Below are 17,250 nucleotides of genomic sequence, written 5' to 3'. Positions count from 1 at the left end.
CCGAGGCAAATTTCTTTTCAATTCAACCGGTTACCTTCCACGCCGAACGTACGCCGGCTTAGCGGGGGCAAAAGGGAGGTCATTGTACACACCGACACAGACGCTCACAAATTTAGCGACGAAATGTCGCAAATCTATGTCGCATTTATGAAAGGTTTAAAGCGATATGCTGTGCTAGTCAAAACTTTTTTAGTTCGGACCGCTACGACTCAAAAGCGACCGTGACGCAGACACCACAAAGCGCGCGGCCTTCAGGGCTGCACGCTGTTGTAGTTTTTTTGAGGTGCCGGGAGAGGCGGCCTGGGTAAGGCCGCCGAATCTTCAGCGAGTTGCTGCCAGTTCCTGTTGGACGCTGGCGACAGTGCGAGGCCAAGGTTTACCAGCCTGAACCTTCGCTGGCAAGGCCTTGATGGCGGAATCGGCTGCTGCACGGCTGGAGAAGTTGCCGTAGGTGATCACGTAGAGAGGCTTGCCGTTGAGCACTTTCTTGAAATAACGGTACTCGCCGCCCTGCTCTTTCACGAATGCCTGAGCGTTGGCTTCGGAGCTGGTGCCGAGGATCTGCACCACGAAGTTGCCAGTCGGTTGGCTGGCGTACCAGCCACTGCCGGTGGCGCCGGCTTTGGCGACGGTAGCGGCTGGCTTCTCGGCAGGCTTGGCGGCCGGAGCGGGTTTGGCCGCAGGCGCAGGTGCAACAGGCTTGGCGACTGGGGCTGGCTTGGCGGTGGCGACAGTCGGGGCAGGGGTCGGTTTAGCGACCGGCGCAACTGGCGCTGCCGGCTGACCCGCTGGAACGCCCGCAGGCGGCGCGGTGGTGGTCACGGTCGGCGGGGTGGCGCTGGAGCCTTCCACCGGCACGCCGTCGTCGCCTTCGGAGATGCCACCGGCTTCTTCGGCGAGCGGGCCACGCATCACCGGCTGGCCGACCATCGGCAGGTTGGTCGGTTGGCCGGAATTGGCAAATTCGACATTTGGCGTGGGCTTGCCCAGTGGCAACTGCGCCTGTTCGGCTGGCGCGCCAGCAGTCGTCGGCGCCTTGCTGCGACCCGGGATCAACCAGGCGGCGGCGACAGCAACCACGACAACGGCGGAAATCGCCAATACGTGCTTCTTAGGCATAGTAAACCCCATCTTTGGACGCTTAACCGCAGAACGGCTGGCAATCATGGCTTCGATCAAGGCATCACGGGCAACCTGGTTGATGGTGCCAGGCCAGCCGCCTGCGCTTTCGTGAATATCAGAGATCTGTGCAGCAGAGAAAAGTTCGATACCCGCCCCGGCGCCTTCAAGGCGTTGAGCCAGGTATTCGCGGGTTTCTTCCTCTTCGTACGGCTGCAATTCGATGACGTGAAACAGCTCCTGTTCACCGCTGATCTGCTCCAGATCGGCGATCAACGACGACTCACCAAACAGGAACACGTGCGGGCGACCTTCGGGCGTACCCGCCGCCAGTGCCAGCAGTGCTTCCAGGGCGGATTCGTCGAGCTGCTCGGCGTCATCCACCAGCAGGTAGACTTCCTGGCCGGTCAGGCCCAGCTGAACCACTTGCTTGAGGATCGCGTTCGGCTCGGCATTGGAAACGTTCAGGGCTTGTGCCACTTGGCGCAGCACACCTGCCGCATCACCGGCACCACGGGCTGACACCACCACGCTCTGTACCGATTGCTTGTTGGTGCTGGCGACCAGCGCCTGACGCAACAAGGTCTTGCCGCTGCCCAATGGGCCGGTGACCACCAGCAACAGCTGGCTGTAGCGCGCCAGGTGGTGCAGTTGGCCAAGCACCGGCTTGCGCTGGGCAGGGAAAAATTTGAAGCCTGGCACCCGTGGAGCGAAAGGGTCATGGCTTAACTGGTAATGGCCGAGGAACGCCTCGTCGGCATGCAAACTAGTCATCGGGATCTTATTAACCTTTAAGCTGGGCCAGGGCGCGGTAATCCGCTCCCAGCGTGGCCTGTAAAATCTCTTTCGGATAATCGTCGGTCACTATCGCTTCGCCGATGTGGCGCAGCAGTACCAGTCGCAGGCGACCGTCGATCACTTTCTTGTCGATTGCCATATGTTCGAGGAAATCCGCCTCGGTCATCTCTTGCGGCGGAATAACCGGCAAACCGGCGCGCTGGAACAGCTGAATGCCGCGATCCCGCTCCTGGGCGCTGATCCAGCCCAGGCGCTGCGACATTTCCAATGCCATCACGGTGCCCGCTGCGACGGCTTCCCCATGCAACCACACACCATAGCCCATGTGCGTTTCAATCGCGTGGCCGAAGGTGTGGCCCAGGTTCAACGTGGCCCGCACACCGGACTCCCGTTCGTCAGCATTGACCACCAGCGCCTTGGCAGCGCAGGAGCGGGAAATGGCTTCGGTCAGGGCGACTTGGTCGAGGCCGCGCAGGGCGTCTACATGCTCTTCAAGCCAGGAGAGGAACGGCTCGTCGCAGATCAACCCGTACTTGATGATTTCCGCCAGGCCCGCCGACAGCTCGCGCGGTGGCAGGGTGTTGAGTGTCGCGGTGTCGATCAGCACGGCTTGGGGCTGATAGAACGCGCCAACCATGTTTTTGCCGAGCGGGTGATTGATGCCGGTTTTGCCGCCCACCGACGAATCAACCTGGGACAACAAGGTGGTCGGCACCTGGATAAAATCCACGCCGCGCTGGTAGCAGGCCGCCGCAAAGCCGGCCATGTCGCCGATCACACCGCCGCCGAGGGCGATCACGGTGGTTCGACGGTCATGGCGGGCAGTCAGCAGGCCACCAAAGATCAGTTGCAGGGTTTCCCAGTTTTTGTGGGCCTCGCCGTCAGGCAGGATCACCGAAATCACCGAGTAGGCTGCCAGGCTGCGGCTAAGACGCTCAAGATACAGCGGCGCGACGGTTTCATTGGAGATGATCGCCACTTGCCGACCGGCTATATGCGGTGCGAGCAACTCGGGCTTGTCCAACAAACCTTCACCAATATGGATTGGGTAGCTGCGCTCGCCTAGATCGACCTTAAGTGTCTGCATGTGTCCCCGCGTGAAGATGTATTGACGATCGGCAACGCTCAGATCTGTCGTCGCCTGATGGCTCTGCGCCACACCTCAAAAGGTAATGGCGCGCCGCCGAGAATAGCGCATTTCGGGCCGGGCTTTAACGGGGTGGCAACTGCTGCAAGCGCTCAAGAATGTCGAGAACGACCATTCGTGGCGGCCGCTCATCGGTTTCCACCACCAGATCGGCAATTTCCCGGTACAGCGGATCACGCAGCGTGAGCAAGTCTCGCAAGGTTTTTGCAGGGTCTGCGGTGCGCAGCAACGGGCGATTGCGATCACGGGCGGTGCGGCCAACCTGCTGCTCGACCGACGCATGCAGATACACCACCCGCCCACCGGCGTGCAGCGCCCGGCGGTTCTCATCGCGCATCACTGCGCCACCGCCGGTGGCCAATACCACGCCATCGCAGCCGCACAGCTCGGCAATCATCGCCTGCTCGCGGTCGCGAAAGCCCAGTTCGCCTTCTTTATCGAAGATCCACGGGATATTGGCGCCCGTGCGCAATTCAATTTCCTTATCGGAGTCTTTGAATGGCAGGCGCAGCTCTTTGGCCAGCAAACGGCCGATGGTGCTTTTTCCAGCCCCCATCGGTCCTACAAGAATCAAATTTCGCACAGAATCAACGACTCACAGCAATCGCCTGGTTATTCATAATACGCGGAGTCAGGAATACCAGCAGCTCGGATTTTTTCTCCGCCACCACATCGCGCCGGAAAAGGCGGCCAAGATACGGCACATCGCCCAAAAATGGCACTTTATCTACCACTTTGCTTTGGGTATTGGAGAAAACTCCGCCGATGACGATGGTCTCGCCATCCTTGACCAGCACCTTGGCGTTGACCTCGTTTTTCTTGATCGGCGGCACGTCGTTGAGCTTGTTCAAGTAGTCGGGCTCATCCTTGGTGACCTTGACCTCCATGATCACCCAATTGTCCGGGGTGATTTGCGGGGTAACTTCCAGCGACAGCGAGGCCTCCTTGAACGACACCGAGGTGGCGCCCTGGGAGGTGGATTCCTGGTAGGGAATTTCGGTGCCCTTGAGGATGCGCGCGGTTTCCTTGTCGGACGTGACCACCTTGGGCTGCGAGACGATTTCGCCATTGCCGGATTTCTCCATGGCGGTCAGCTCCAGGTCGAGCAGCAGGTTGTCGGTGATAAACGCCAGGCCCAGGCCAGAGGTTCCGGTGAGTGACCCCATGTCCACGAACGGCGAACCGGGTGGGTTGGCGGAGGGTTCGACGCCCTCGGGCAAAGGCTTGCCAGGCCCACCCGCGCTCCAGTTACCCCGGTTCAGCCGCCCGCCCCAACGCACGCCCAGGCTTTTGTCATAGTCGACATTGGCCTCCACGATTCGCGCTTCGATCATCACCTGGCGCACCGGAATATCCAGCTGCGCCACGATCCGCCGCAGTTCTTCGAGGCGCTCGCCGGTCTGGTAGGCAATGATGTTGTTGGTACGGTCATCCACCGCCACCGAGCCACGCTCATCGGTGACACCTTCAAGCCCCGTCACCGACTGGAACAGCTTGGCCAGGTCTGACGCCTTGGCGTAATTGACTTGCAGCAGCTCACGGCGCAACGGTGCAAGCTCGGCCATTTGCTTGCGTGCTTCCAGCGTCAGCAATTCGCGCGCCGCCAGTTCGTCGGCGGGCGCTACCAGCAACACGCCGGCCTTCACCCGCTTATCCAGCCCTTTGGTTTGCAACACTAGATCCAGCGCCTGATCCCAAGGCACATCCTTGAGCCGCAGGGTGATTGAACCCTGTACGTCATCACTGGCCACAAGGTTGAGCCCCGCCACGTCGGCGATTTGCTGCAGCACCGCGCGCAGCTCGATGTTCTGGAAGTTGAGGTTCAGTTTGTCGCCGGTATAGGCGCCTGACACTGCACTGCCGGGGGGCGGCAGCTGGATCAGGTCCACGCGATTGGGCACAGCCAAAGCCATCGGTGCCGTGAACGCTATCCATAGCGCCACACCGAAGGACGAAAAAGTCCTTTTCATTTGTTTTATTCCGTTATGAGTTGACGTTCAGTACCAGGATTCGCGAGCGCTCCAGCCATGCGCCGGCTTCATCGGGAAACAACTCGGCCAGTTCAACGTGGCCGTCATGAATGGCAGTGACCCGACCGTGGTTTGGCCCCAGGTAGTCACCGACCGCGAGCCGATGCACCGTTGAGGCTGCACGCAGCAAGGCAAAACGCTGCGCGCCACGGGATAACGTCCCGACCATTTCGAATTGATCGACGGCCAGGCCCTCCAGCAACGCCTTGGGCCGGGAGAGGTCGGGCGCCGAGGCTGGCCGGCCGGAAACCGGCTCTGCCTGCAGTGCCAGCGGTTGAAACGGGTCGCGCGGGGGAGACGACGAGTCGACAACGTGCGCACCCAGCTCGACGGGCTTGTCGCCCTGGGCGGTGCTGCGGTAGGTCTTCACCAACAGTTCAAGGCGCAGCAACGCCCCATCAGGGCGCAGCGCCACATCATGCACCGTCACAATGCGCGATAACCCGCCCAACGCGCCCACGAATGCCGCCAGGTCATGAAACACACCGCTAGCGCCAATCTGCAGGGGTTGCTCGAGATAAAACGGTTGAGACAGCTCGTCCAAGACGGTGATGTGTTCGACCACCAAGCCATTGGCAACCGCCAAGCGGGAGAGGTCGTCCAGCAAGCCGGGCATCTGCATCTGGCCAGGCATCTGCCGCACCAGCTTAGCCACCTTTGCCTGATGAATTTCGAATTGACGAGCCCGCTCATCAAGGCCTGCGGACACAGCGGTTTTCTCCAGGAGCTGCTGTTGCAAGGCCACTTCCTGCACCTCAAGCGCGTGCAATCGTTCGCGGGCCGGGCTCAGCAGCACACTATCGCCCACCAACAGCACCAGACCCGCCAGCGCGCACCCCATCAGGGCCTTGCCCGGCAGGGGCCATTTTGCAGCGTTGTGAGAGAGCGTGGAGAAGTCGAGCCTGCCAGGGCTCATGGTTGGGCCTCGGTGGACTCACCCTGGCGCACCATCAATTGAAACTCGTTGCCGCCCTGGCTGGCGTCGGCCCGCACATGCTGCAACTGCGTGGCGCGAGTGCCGTGGGTGGCCTCCAGGCGGCGCATCAGTTGGGCGATGTCCTGGCTGGATTCAGCGCTGCCAGTGACGCTGATCGTATCGCCCTTCGCCACCACCTCATGCAGGTGGACCCCTTCAGGCACCGCGCCGGCCAATTGGTCGAACAGCTTGGCGCTGGAAGAGCGCGCATCGTGCAGGTCTTGCACGACTTTCATGCGTTCGGCCAATTGCTGGCTTTGCTCCTGCAAGTCGTCGATGGTCTTGATGCGCGAATCGACAATGGTCACTTCCTTGCCCACGTGACTATTGCGCGACACTTGCCGGTCGATCGCCCGGTCGATTACATGGTCTGCCAGCCATACCGCCGCGATCGCCGCGCAGGCGAACGCCAGCAAAAACATCAGAAAGTATTTGCGCCGCCGTTGCGCCAGCGCCTGGCGCCAGGGCAAAAGGTTGATTCGTGTCATCAAGCGAAACTCCTCAGGGCCAACCCGCAAGCAATTCCCATCCCGTGGGCATCCACGGCCCAGTGTGTGCCATCGACTCGATGACCCGGCGTGAAGCTGGCGAAATCCTGACGGCAAGCGCGCTCCAATGCAAACCCTTCGACATCGACCACCTTTGCGACCAGCCCCGCCAGGCTCAAAACCGCCTCTCGCGCTTCGACCTGCTCCTTCAAACATGCGGCGAGCAATACATCGACCCGTGCCGCAGAGCCCGCCGAAGGGCCGCGCACCTGAAAGTCGATGGCGACGTCGTCCAACGGGTAAGGAATGTACTGGTCGGCCTCCATCTGGATCATCCAGGCCATTTCGTCGTCACTGAGCCCTGCTTCCATTTCGATTACCCGCGTGATGACTGAAGGCCCCGCCACGGCGACCGCCGCCAGCCGGGAGGAGGTGCGCAGACGCGATAACGCCTGGTGAAGCACCTGCCCGATGCCTTCAAGGTCCACAAGCGTGCCGTCGACGACCGCCTGTGCCGGCAGGCCCTGCACAGCATAGCTTTCGACGGTATACACGCCGCCCGAGTGGCTGAGTTCTATCAGCTTGATCCCGGTTTCATTGATGTCGACGCCAAGGACGCTGTCGACTTTTCGCCTGAAAATTCCCTTTCTCATAAAACTCCCCAAAACTTTGTCTGTCATACCGCCTGACTCACGCTGGCGATGTGCATTCGGTCGACTCTTTTGAGCCTCGCGAATGACGCCTCAGGCCGAAAATGCTTTAATGCCCAGCGTTTTTTCCCGCTTTTTATCTGCCGCTCGGGTCGATCCATCGTTTGCCATGCATGCCCCGACGCCTAACTCATTCTTTTCTCTGGAAATCCAAAAGCCTTGATTCGTCTGCTGAAGTTTTTCGGGTACTCCATTGTCGCGATCGTGTGCGGGCTGCTGCTCGTGCTCAGCGGTGCATACCTCTACCTTAGTCCGGGTTTGCCGTCCGTAGAGGCACTCAGAAGTATCCAGTTGCAGATTCCTTTGCGGGTCTACAGCAGCGACGAAAAACTGATCGCGGAGTTCGGCGAAATGCGCCGCACCCCGATTCGTTTCGCCGACATTCCGCCCAACTTCATCAATGCCCTGCTTTCGGCTGAAGACGATAATTTTGCCAATCACTATGGTGTTGACCCGAGCAGCCTGGTGCGTGCGGCCACTCAGTTGGTAAAAAGCGGACACATTCAATCCGGCGGCAGCACCATCACCATGCAGGTGGCGAAGAACTTCTTCCTCACCAGCGAGCGCAGTTTTTCGCGCAAAGCCACCGAGATCCTGCTGGCGCTGCAAATTGAACGCCAGCTGACCAAGGACGAAATCCTTGAGCTGTACGTGAACAAGATCTACCTGGGCAACCGTGCCTACGGGATTGAAGCGGCGTCCCAGGTTTACTACGGCAAATCGATTCGTGACGCGAGCCTGGCGCAGATGGCAATGATTGCCGGCCTGCCCAAGGCGCCTTCGCGTTTCAACCCACTGGCCAACCCGGCGCGCAGCAAAGAGCGTCGCGACTGGATCCTGGGCCGCATGTTCAAGCTGGGTAAAATCGACCAGGCCGCCTATGAAGCCGCCGTGGCTGAGCCGTTGAACGCCAGTTACCACGTACAAACGCCGGAAGTGAACGCGCCGTACATTGCTGAAATGGCCCGCGCCGAGATGGTCGGCCGTTATGGCAGCGAGGCCTACACCGAAGGCTTCCGTGTGACGACCACCGTTCCAAGCAATTTGCAGGACATCGCCAATAACGCGGTGCATTCCGGCCTGATCGCCTACGACCAGCGCCACGGTTACCGCGGCCCTGAATCCCGCCTGCCGGGCAAGACCATGAGCGCCTGGACCACCGAGCTGGGCAAGCAGCGCCCGATCAGCGGCCTGGAGCCGGCCATCGTCACCCAGGTGAAGAAAGACGGCGTGCAGGTGCTCACCCGCACAGGCGAAGCGCTTGTGCCGTGGGACAGCATGAAGTGGGCACGCCCGTTCCTGAACACCAACAGCATGGGCGCGATGCCCAAGCAGCCGTCGGACGTGGCACAGGTGGGCGATTTGATCCGCGTGCAACGCCAGAAAGACGACAGCCTGAAATTCAGCCAGGTACCCCTGGCCCAAGGCGCGCTGGTGTCGCTTGACCCGCAAAATGGTGCGATTCGCGCGCTGGTCGGCGGCTTTGCCTTTGAGCAGAGCAACTACAACCGCGCCACCCAGGCCAAGCGCCAGCCGGGTTCGAGCTTCAAGCCATTCGTCTACAGCGCCGCCCTGGACAACGGCTACACCGCCGCCAGCCTGGTCAACGACGCCCCAATCGTGTTTGTCGACGAGTACCTGGACAAGGTCTGGCGCCCGAAGAACGACACCAACACGTTCCTCGGCCCGATTCGCATCCGCGAGGCGCTGTACAAGTCGCGTAACCTGGTGTCGATCCGCCTGCTGCAGGCGATGGGCGTAGGCAAGACCATCGACTACATGACGCGCTTCGGCTTCGCCAAGTCGGACCTGCCGCCGAACCTGTCGCTGGCCCTCGGCACCGCGACCCTCACGCCAATGGAAATCGCCACGGGCTGGAGCACCTTTGCCAACGGCGGTTACAAGATTTCGCCGTACTTGATCGACAAAATCGAAAGCCGCAACGGCGACACGCTGTTCACCGCCAACCCGCCACGTGTGCCGGGCGACGTGGTCAACGGCCAGGCAGCGCCTGATGGCATTGCGGCACCGACCAACGGCGGCATCACCGTTGAGCCGACGCCGGGCACAGTGCCAGCCACCAACGCCAATCCCACTGCACCCGCCGAGCCACAGGCGCCTGCGGTGGCTGAACGGATTGTGGATGGTCGCACCACCTATATCCTCAACAGCATTCTTGAAGACGTGATCAAGAAAGGCACCGGTCGTCGCGCACTGGCGCTGGGCCGCGCGGATATCGCGGGTAAAACCGGTACCACCAACGAGTCCAAGGACGCCTGGTTCTCCGGTTACAACGGCGACTACGTGACCACCGTATGGACCGGCTACGACCAGCCGGAAAGCCTCGGCCGCCGGGAGTTTGGTGGCACCGTCGCGTTGCCGATCTGGATGAGCTACATGGGCGCAGCCTTGAAAGACAAGCCGCTGCACACCCAGCCAGAGCCGGAAGGCATCCTCAGCCTGCGCATCGACCCGGTGAGTGGCCGTGCGGCATCACCTAGCACGCCGAATGCGTACTTTGAGCTGTTCAAAAGCGAAGACACGCCGCCGTCGGTCAACGAGCTGGGTAATGGCGTTGCACCGGGCAGCCCGCTGCCAGCAGATGAGGCCGCGCCGATCGATTTGTTCTAACCCAGGATCTTTGATCTGATAAAGATCCAGTGTGGGAGCGGGCTTGCTCGCGAAGGCGGTAGATCAGTCAAAATCTCCGGTGACTGACACACCGCTTTCGCGAGCAAGCCCGCTCCCACATTTTGATCTGCGCAAGCCTTAAGCCTTGCGCCACACAGCAAAAAGCCCCGACTCGAGAGAGCCGGGGCTTTTTGTTGGTGCGCTACAACGGCTTAGCCGTTGAACACATCATCCACGCTTTGCAGCGGGTAGTTCTTTGGATACGGCAGGGTGGCCACACCGGTCTCGATGGCGGCTTTGGCCACGGCATCGGAGATCAGGGTGATCAGGCGCTTATCCATTGGTTTCGGGATGATGTACTCACGACCGAATTCCAGCTTGCCGCCACCGTAGGCATCGCACACGTCCTGAGGCACTGGCAGTTTGGCCAGTTCACGCAGGGCGTTGGCGGCAGCCACTTTCATCTCTTCGTTGATGCGCTTGGCGCGAACGTCCAGGGCGCCACGGAAGATGAACGGGAAGCCCAGCACGTTGTTGACCTGGTTCGGGTAGTCCGAACGGCCGGTGGCCATGATCACGTCGCTACGGGTGGCGTGAGCCAGTTCCGGAGAGATTTCTGGATCAGGGTTGGAGCAGGCGAACACGATCGGGTTGGCCGCCATGGTCTTCAGGCCTTCGGCGCTCAGCAGGTTCGGGCCGGACAGGCCGACGAACACGTCTGCACCGTCGAGGGCGTCAGCCAGGGTGCGCTTGGAAGACGGATGGGCAAACATCGCCTTGTACTGGTTCAGGTCGGTACGCTCGGACTGGATCACGCCCTTGCTGTCGACCATGTAGATGTTTTCAAGCCGGGCGCCCATGCTCACGATCAGCTTCATGCAGGAGATGGCCGCAGCACCGGCGCCCAGGCAGACGATCTTGGCTTCAGCCAGGGTTTTGCCAGCGATTTCCAGTGCGTTGATCATGCCGGCCGCAGTAACGATTGCGGTGCCGTGCTGGTCATCGTGGAATACCGGGATGTCGCATTGCTCGATCAGGGCCTTTTCGATCTCGAAGCACTCAGGTGCCTTGATGTCTTCCAGGTTGATGCCACCGAAGGTGATGGAAATGCGTTTGACGGTGTCGATGAAAGCTTGCGGGCTCTCGGAATCGACTTCGATGTCGAAAACGTCGATGCCGGCAAAGCGCTTGAACAGCACGCCTTTACCTTCCATGACGGGCTTGGACGCCAATGGGCCGAGGTTGCCCAGGCCGAGAATCGCGGTGCCATCGGAAATCACTGCAACCAGATTGCCCTTGCCGGTGTACTTGTACGCCAGTTCAGGGTCGCGGGCGATTTCACGTACGGGCTCGGCAACGCCAGGGCTGTAGGCCAGCGACAGGTCGCGAGCGGTGGCAGTGGCTTTGGTGAGCTCTACACTCAGCTTTCCTGGACGAGGATGGGCATGATATTCGAGAGCGGCAGTTTTCAAATCAGACATATCGGCATTCCGCTTTTACTGTTGGTCGACGGACCGCCGAGGATACGCGTGTCGCAAAGTCCCTACAAGACTGGGCAGTCACAGGTGTCAAGGGCCCTGCGCTACGACTTTTGGCGCAGAGCCACGGGATACAAGGGCTCAACTGTTCACAATTACCTTAAAAAATGTCTACAATTTTTTATTGAAAACCGGCTTTTTTTGATTTGCGACCAAATCGCAGGTACAAAAAAGGCGTCCACGAGGGACGCCTTTTTCATCAGCTTGCAAAAGCCCGGAGGGCTTTTGAGCCTTACTCTGCTGGAGTAGCTGCAGCAGGTTTTTTGCCGAAAGTACCGAAACGATCAGCAAAGCGCTGCACACGGCCGCCGGTGTCCAGAGTTTTCTGCTTACCGGTGTAGAACGGGTGGCACTCGTTGCATACGTCAGTACCCAGTGGCTTGCACAGGTTCGAACGGGTCTGGAACTTGTTGCCGCAGCTGCAAGTTACGTCGATGACTTCGTACGCTGGATGGATATCGGCTTTCATGGCACTTCCTCAGGCTAGCGTGCCGCCACTCGACACTATTGTCGAACACCGCACGTAATTAGGCCGCGGATTCTACCAGACCTTTGCAATCACGCAAGCGGCGGTTCCAGCTGTTTCCCCACATATAAGCCCCTTTCATCAGAAAAACCTCTGACACACTACATATCCCCTGTGGGAGCGGGCTTGCTCGCGAAAGCAGTGTTTCAGTCGCCGAAAATAGTGATTGATTGACCGTATTCGCGAGCAAGCCCGCTCCCACAGGGGATAGCATTGATCTGAGAATCTGATTCCAACACCACAGACGGGACACCTCCACCGCAGGTCTGCTAGGCTCCCGCCCCTGCACCATCGCCCGCCTTTATAGATGAGACCCCGCGTGCCCGACGCCATTTTGCGCCTAGCCCTGCCCTCGCCCCTGCGCCGCTTGTTCGATTACCGTGCCCCGGCGGGCGTGTTGCGCGAGCAGTTGCAGCCCGGCATGCGTGTGCGCGTGCCGTTCGGCCGTCGGGAAATGATCGGTATTCTGGTCGAAGTCGCCGATCACAGCGAAGTCCCGGCGCAAAAGCTCAAGCCCGCGCTGGCGATCCTCGACGCGACGCCGCCGCTGCCGCCCGCACTGTTCAAGCTGTGCCTGTGGACCGCCCAGTATTACCAGCACAGCCTGGGCGACACCCTGAGTTGGGCGCTGCCGGTGCTGTTGCGCCAGGGCGAGCTGGCCGAGGCGCGCCAGGAACGGTTCTGGTCCGCCGTGCCGGGCTTTCGCCTCGACGACCCGCGCATCGACCGCGCCCCGCGCCAGCGTGAGGCTCTGGCAACCCTGGCCCAGCACCCCCATGGCGTGGCCCACCAGCTATTAAGCAAGCTGATGCTGAGCAAAGACAGCCTCGACCTGTTACTCGCCAAAGGCCTGGTGCAGGTGGAAATCCGCAAGCACGCACAAGACCCGCGCCACGAACACTGGCTGGCCCAGCCCGAATTGCCGCTGAACCCAGAGCAACGTGCGGCTTACGAGGCCATTCGCGCCGGTTTCGACAGTTTCCACGCGTTCCTGCTGGCGGGCGTCACCGGCAGTGGCAAGACCGAAGTTTATTTACAGCTGATTCGCGAAACCCTGCAGGCCGGTAAACAGGCGCTGGTGCTGATCCCCGAGATCAACCTCGGCCCGCAAACCCTGGCGCGTTTCGAACAGCGCTTCAACGCGCGCATCGCACTGGTGCATTCGGCGGTCAATGACCGTGAACGCCTGGAATCCTGGCTGGCGGCGCGCGATGGCGAGGCCGACATTATTATCGGCACGCGCTCGGCGCTGTTCACGCCAATGAAAAATCCCGGGCTGATCATCATCGACGAAGAGCACGACGGCTCGTATAAACAGCAGGAAGGCCTGCGCTATCACGCCCGCGACCTGGCGCTGGTGCGCGCGCGCCAGGAAGACATCCCGATTGTGCTGGGGTCGGCCACGCCCTCACTGGAAAGCCTGCATAACGCCTACACCGGGCGCTATGGCCTGCTGCGCCTGAACGAGCGTGCCGGCGGCGCCAAACAACCGCGTTTCCTGCGCCTGGATGTAAAAAGCCGTCCGCTGGACAGCGGTATTTCCGGGCCGATGCAACAAGCCATCGGCCAGACCCTCGCTGCCGGCCAGCAAGTGCTGGTGTTTCTCAACCGCAGGGGTTTTGCGCCGACGCTGCTGTGCCATGACTGCGGCTGGATGTCGGAGTGCGAGCGCTGCGATGCGCGCATGACCGTGCACCAGCGCCACGGCGAGTTGCGCTGCCACCATTGCGGCCATGTGGAGCGGGTGCCGCGCCATTGCCCGCAATGCGGCAAGGTCGATTTGCGCCCCGTCGGCGCGGGCACCGAGCGCGCCGAAGAACGCCTGGGTATCTTGTTCCCGGATTACCCGGTGCTGCGGGTCGATCGCGACAGCACCTCGCGCAAAGACGCGATGAACCAGTTGTTCGCCACCATCCAAAAAGGCCAGCCGTGCATTCTGGTAGGCACGCAGATGCTTGCCAAAGGGCACCATTTTCCACGGGTGACGCTGGTGTCGATTCTGGATGCCGACGGCGGCTTGTTTTCCGGTGATTTCCGCGCCAGTGAGCGCATGGCGCAGCTGATCGTGCAGGTCGCGGGCCGGGCCGGGCGTGCCGAAGAGCCGGGCAGAGTGATTATCCAGACGCACCTGGCCGACCACCCGCTGCTGATTCAGCTCACAGAGCAAGGTTACTTTGCCTTCGCCGAACAAGCCTTGAGCGAACGTCGCTCTGCTGGTTTGCCGCCCTTTTCCCACTTGGCACTGCTGCGCGCCGAAGCCCATAAACCCGGGCAGGCCGAAGGTTTTCTGGATGAGGCGTGCAGCGCCGCCGAACGTCTATTGGGTGAACTGGGCCTGACCGGCATTGAATTGCTCGGCCCGGTGCCCGCACCCATGGAGCGCCGCGCCGGGCGGTATCGCGCTCAGCTACTCTTGCAGGCCACCTCCCGCGCGCCGCTGCATCGTCTATTAAGTAGCTGGTTGCTTGCGCTGGAGCAAATGCCGGGCGGGCGACAAGTGCGATGGTCACTGGATGTGGACCCGGTGGATTTGTACTGACCCTTAAATTGCCATCGCAGGCAAGCCAGCTCCCACATGTAGAAATATTCACCCATTAAAATGTGGGAGCGGGCTTGCCCGCGATGAGGCCCGCAGGTCCGCCATCTAGTCTGAACGGTTGGCAAGCCCGCCCTCCCCACGGATAATGCCCAGTTTTTCCACCTGCGCATCGCGCGCCGCCGCTTGCGGTCGAAAGAGAACACCATGAAAGACACCATTCGCCAGCTGATCCAACAAGCCATCACCCAACTCGTCAACGAAGGTGTGTTGCCTGAAGGCCTGACGCCAGCGATCCAGGTGGAAAACACTCGCGACAAGACTCACGGCGACTTCGCCAGCAACATCGCGATGATGCTGTCCAAGCCTGCCGGCATGAAACCACGCGACCTGGCGGAAAAAATCATCGCCGCATTGCCGGCCGACGAGAGTGTCACCAAAGCCGAAATCGCCGGGCCGGGGTTTATCAACTTTTTCCAGAACACCCAGGCCCTGGCGTCGCGCCTGGACGCCGCCCTGGCCGATGCCAGGATCGGCGCACGCAAGTCGGGTGACGCACAACGGGTAGTCGTCGACCTGTCGGCACCCAACCTGGCCAAGGAAATGCACGTGGGTCACCTGCGTTCGACCATCATTGGCGATGGCGTGGCCCGCGTGCTGGAATTTCTCGGCGACACCGTCATCCGTCAGAACCACGTGGGCGACTGGGGCACCCAGTTCGGCATGCTGATGGCCTACCTGCAAGAGAACCCGATCACCAGCAACGAGCTGGCGGACCTGGAAAACTTCTACCGCGCCGCGAAGAAGCGCTTCGACGAATCCGAAGAATTTGCCGACCGCGCCCGTGGCCTGGTGGTCAAGCTGCAAGCCGGCGACGAGGAATGCCTTGAGCTGTGGGGTCGCTTCCGCGAAATATCCCTGTCTCACTGCCAGGAAATCTACGAACTGCTCAACGTTAAATTGACCATGGCTGACGTAATGGGCGAAAGCGCCTACAACGACGACCTGATCAACGTGGTCAACGACCTCAAGGCCAAGGGCCTGCTGGTGGAGAGCAACGGCGCGCAGTGCGTGTTCCTCGAAGAATTCAAGACCGCCGACGGCGAGCCGCTGCCGGTGATCATCGTCAAGGCCGATGGCGGCTACCTCTACGCCACCACTGACCTGGCGGCCGTGCGCTACCGCAGTGGCGTGCTGAAGGCGGACCGTGCGCTGTATTTTGTCGATCAGCGCCAGGCCTTGCACTTCCAGCAAGTGTTCGAAGTGGCGCGCCGCGCCGGTTTCGTCACTCACCCGATGCACATGGAACACATGGGCTTTGGCACCATGAACGGCGCCGATGGCCGCCCGTTCAAGACCCGCGACGGCGGCACCGTGAAGCTGATCGACCTGCTGACCGAAGCCCAGGACCGCGCCTACAGCCTGGTGAAGGAAAAGAACCCGGAGCTGGCCGAGGCCGACCTGCGTAACATCGCTCGCGTGGTGGGGATTGGCGCGGTGAAATACGCCGACCTGTCCAAGCACCGCACCAGCGACTACAGCTTCAACTTCGATCTGATGCTCAACTTTGAAGGCAACACCGCGCCGTACCTGCTGTATGCCTACACCCGCGTGGCCGGTGTGTTCCGCAAGCTGGGCAAGGACTTCAGCGAAGTTGAAGGCCAGATCAACCTGCAAGCCCCGCAGGAACAGGAACTGGCGGCCAAACTGGCGCAGTTCGGCGAAGTGCTGAACAGCGTCAGCGAGAAAGGCACGCCGCATATCCTCTGCACCTATTTGTACGAAGTCGCGGGCCTGTTCTCCAGCTTCTACGAGAACTGCCCGATCCTCACTGCCGACGACGAAGCTCAAAAGCACAGTCGTCTGCGCCTCGCCGCACTGGCTGGACGGACCCTCAAGCAAGGCCTGGAATTGTTAGGCCTGGAAACCCTGGAGCGTATGTAAGTTGGCTGCCAAGAAAAAACCTGCACCCAAGCGCGGCGCCAGCCGCTACCAGGCCCCGGCGAAGAAACCGATTCCGGGCTGGTTGTGGATGGCCATCGGCCTGGCGGTCGGTGCGTTTGTCGTGATCCTCATGAAGCTGGAGCCGGGCAAAGGCGATGACGTCAAACGCGTCAAGCAAGAGCAGCAGAAAGCCACGAAAATGGCTGAAGCCAACAAGACGCCGCCAAGCCCGACCGCCCCTGTGAAGCCGAAATACGACTTCTACACGCTGCTGCCGGAGTCGGAAGTGATCGTGCCGCCTGACGCCGTGCCGGAGAAAACCCTGCCGACGCCACAAGTGCCGACCACGCCGGTGACGCCAGCGGAAGCGGCGAAAATCGACACCGCGCGTGCGCAAGCGGCATTGGCCGGGATCACCCCGCCGCCACCGCCGCCGGTAGCCGCCACCAAGGCCGCGCCGGTGACCAAGTTCTTCCTGCAGGCGGGCTCGTTCCCGAAACAGGCAGACGCGGACCGTGTGCGTGCGCAGATCATTTTGCTGGGCCAGGCGGTGACGGTGGAGTCCGGCACGGTCAAGGATGCAACTTGGTATCGCGTGTTGGTGGGGCCGTTCAGCAACCGGGAACAGCTGACCGTGGCGCAAAAGCAATTGGCGGGTGCCGGGTTTAGCAACCTGTTGTTACAACAGCGCCAGAGCCGCTGACCTACAGCCAACACAGATCACCTGTGGGAGCTGGCTTGCCTGCGATGGCGGTGTAACAGTCAATATTTTCAGTGACTGTTACACCGCCATCGCAGGCAAGCCAG

12 protein-coding genes and 1 pseudogene are annotated in these 17,250 nt (G+C 61.0%); 4 read left to right on the top strand and 9 right to left on the bottom strand.

Going from position 1 to position 17,250, the window contains the following annotated elements; translation table 11 throughout:
- Window positions 1-321: 321 nt before the first annotated feature.
- The 7 genes and pseudogenes from ACP7A2_RS22845 to pilM all read right to left on the bottom strand — a co-directional run bounded on the left by ACP7A2_RS22845 (window position 322) and on the right by pilM (window position 7,211).
- Window positions 322-1,893, bottom strand: coding sequence for an SPOR domain-containing protein (locus ACP7A2_RS22845; RefSeq protein ID WP_426136056.1), 1,572 nt, complete (start codon window positions 1,891-1,893; stop codon window positions 322-324).
- Between the two features lie 10 nt (window positions 1,894-1,903).
- Complete coding sequence (aroB, locus tag ACP7A2_RS22840) at window positions 1,904-3,004, bottom strand: 3-dehydroquinate synthase (RefSeq protein WP_426136055.1); 1,101 nt, start codon at window positions 3,002-3,004, stop codon at window positions 1,904-1,906.
- Window positions 3,005-3,128: 124 nt separating this feature from the next.
- Complete coding sequence (gene aroK, locus ACP7A2_RS22835) at window positions 3,129-3,647, bottom strand: shikimate kinase AroK (RefSeq protein WP_017138567.1); 519 nt, start codon at window positions 3,645-3,647, stop codon at window positions 3,129-3,131.
- A gap of 4 nt (window positions 3,648-3,651) precedes the next feature.
- Window positions 3,652-4,908, bottom strand: a pseudogene (locus tag ACP7A2_RS22830) (type IV pilus secretin PilQ); the annotation flags it as partial.
- Window positions 4,909-5,047: 139 nt separating this feature from the next.
- Complete coding sequence (locus ACP7A2_RS22825; protein ID WP_426136054.1) at window positions 5,048-6,010, bottom strand: pilus assembly protein PilP; 963 nt, start codon at window positions 6,008-6,010, stop codon at window positions 5,048-5,050.
- Window positions 6,007-6,558, bottom strand: a complete 552-nt coding sequence (locus tag ACP7A2_RS22820) for a PilN domain-containing protein (RefSeq protein WP_426136052.1) — start codon at window positions 6,556-6,558, stop codon at window positions 6,007-6,009. The genes ACP7A2_RS22825 and ACP7A2_RS22820 overlap by 4 nt, the downstream gene beginning before the upstream one ends.
- On the bottom strand, window positions 6,558-7,211 hold the full coding sequence (gene pilM, locus ACP7A2_RS22815) for a type IV pilus assembly protein PilM (RefSeq protein ID WP_426136081.1): 654 nt from the start codon (window positions 7,209-7,211) through the stop codon (window positions 6,558-6,560). The genes ACP7A2_RS22820 and pilM overlap by 1 nt, the downstream gene beginning before the upstream one ends.
- A 219-nt stretch (window positions 7,212-7,430) precedes the next feature.
- On the opposite strand from pilM, the gene ACP7A2_RS22810 reads away from it, so the two are divergent.
- A complete protein-coding gene (locus ACP7A2_RS22810) occupies window positions 7,431-9,899 on the top strand; it encodes a penicillin-binding protein 1A (protein WP_426136080.1) in 2,469 nt (822 codons plus the stop codon).
- Between the two features lie 212 nt (window positions 9,900-10,111).
- On the opposite strand, the gene ACP7A2_RS22805 is transcribed toward ACP7A2_RS22810, so the two are convergent.
- Window positions 10,112-11,380, bottom strand: coding sequence for a malic enzyme-like NAD(P)-binding protein (locus ACP7A2_RS22805; protein ID WP_426136051.1), 1,269 nt, complete (start codon window positions 11,378-11,380; stop codon window positions 10,112-10,114).
- Between the two features lie 289 nt (window positions 11,381-11,669).
- Window positions 11,670-11,906 (bottom strand): 50S ribosomal protein L31, encoded by a 237-nt coding sequence (gene rpmE / locus ACP7A2_RS22800; protein WP_078740302.1) that lies wholly within the window; start codon window positions 11,904-11,906, stop codon window positions 11,670-11,672.
- A gap of 376 nt (window positions 11,907-12,282) precedes the next feature.
- Here rpmE and ACP7A2_RS22795 point away from each other — a divergent pair, with 376 nt between their 5' ends.
- The 3 genes from ACP7A2_RS22795 to ACP7A2_RS22785 all read left to right on the top strand — a co-directional run bounded on the left by ACP7A2_RS22795 (window position 12,283) and on the right by ACP7A2_RS22785 (window position 17,146).
- On the top strand, window positions 12,283-14,502 hold the full coding sequence (locus tag ACP7A2_RS22795; protein WP_426136049.1) for a primosomal protein N': 2,220 nt from the start codon (window positions 12,283-12,285) through the stop codon (window positions 14,500-14,502).
- A gap of 204 nt (window positions 14,503-14,706) precedes the next feature.
- Entirely contained in the window at window positions 14,707-16,443 is a 1,737-nt protein-coding gene (gene argS, locus ACP7A2_RS22790; protein ID WP_426136048.1) for an arginine--tRNA ligase, read from the top strand.
- A gap of 1 nt (window position 16,444) precedes the next feature.
- On the top strand, window positions 16,445-17,146 hold the full coding sequence (locus tag ACP7A2_RS22785) for an SPOR domain-containing protein (protein WP_426136047.1): 702 nt from the start codon (window positions 16,445-16,447) through the stop codon (window positions 17,144-17,146).
- Window positions 17,147-17,250 lie beyond the last annotated feature (104 nt).

Origin of the sequence: Pseudomonas sp. PWP3-1b2 (assembly GCF_049896045.1) — a bacterium.
Classification (GTDB): domain Bacteria; phylum Pseudomonadota; class Gammaproteobacteria; order Pseudomonadales; family Pseudomonadaceae; genus Aquipseudomonas; species Aquipseudomonas antarctica_B.
This window is presented reverse-complemented; position numbering and strand designations above follow the sequence as displayed.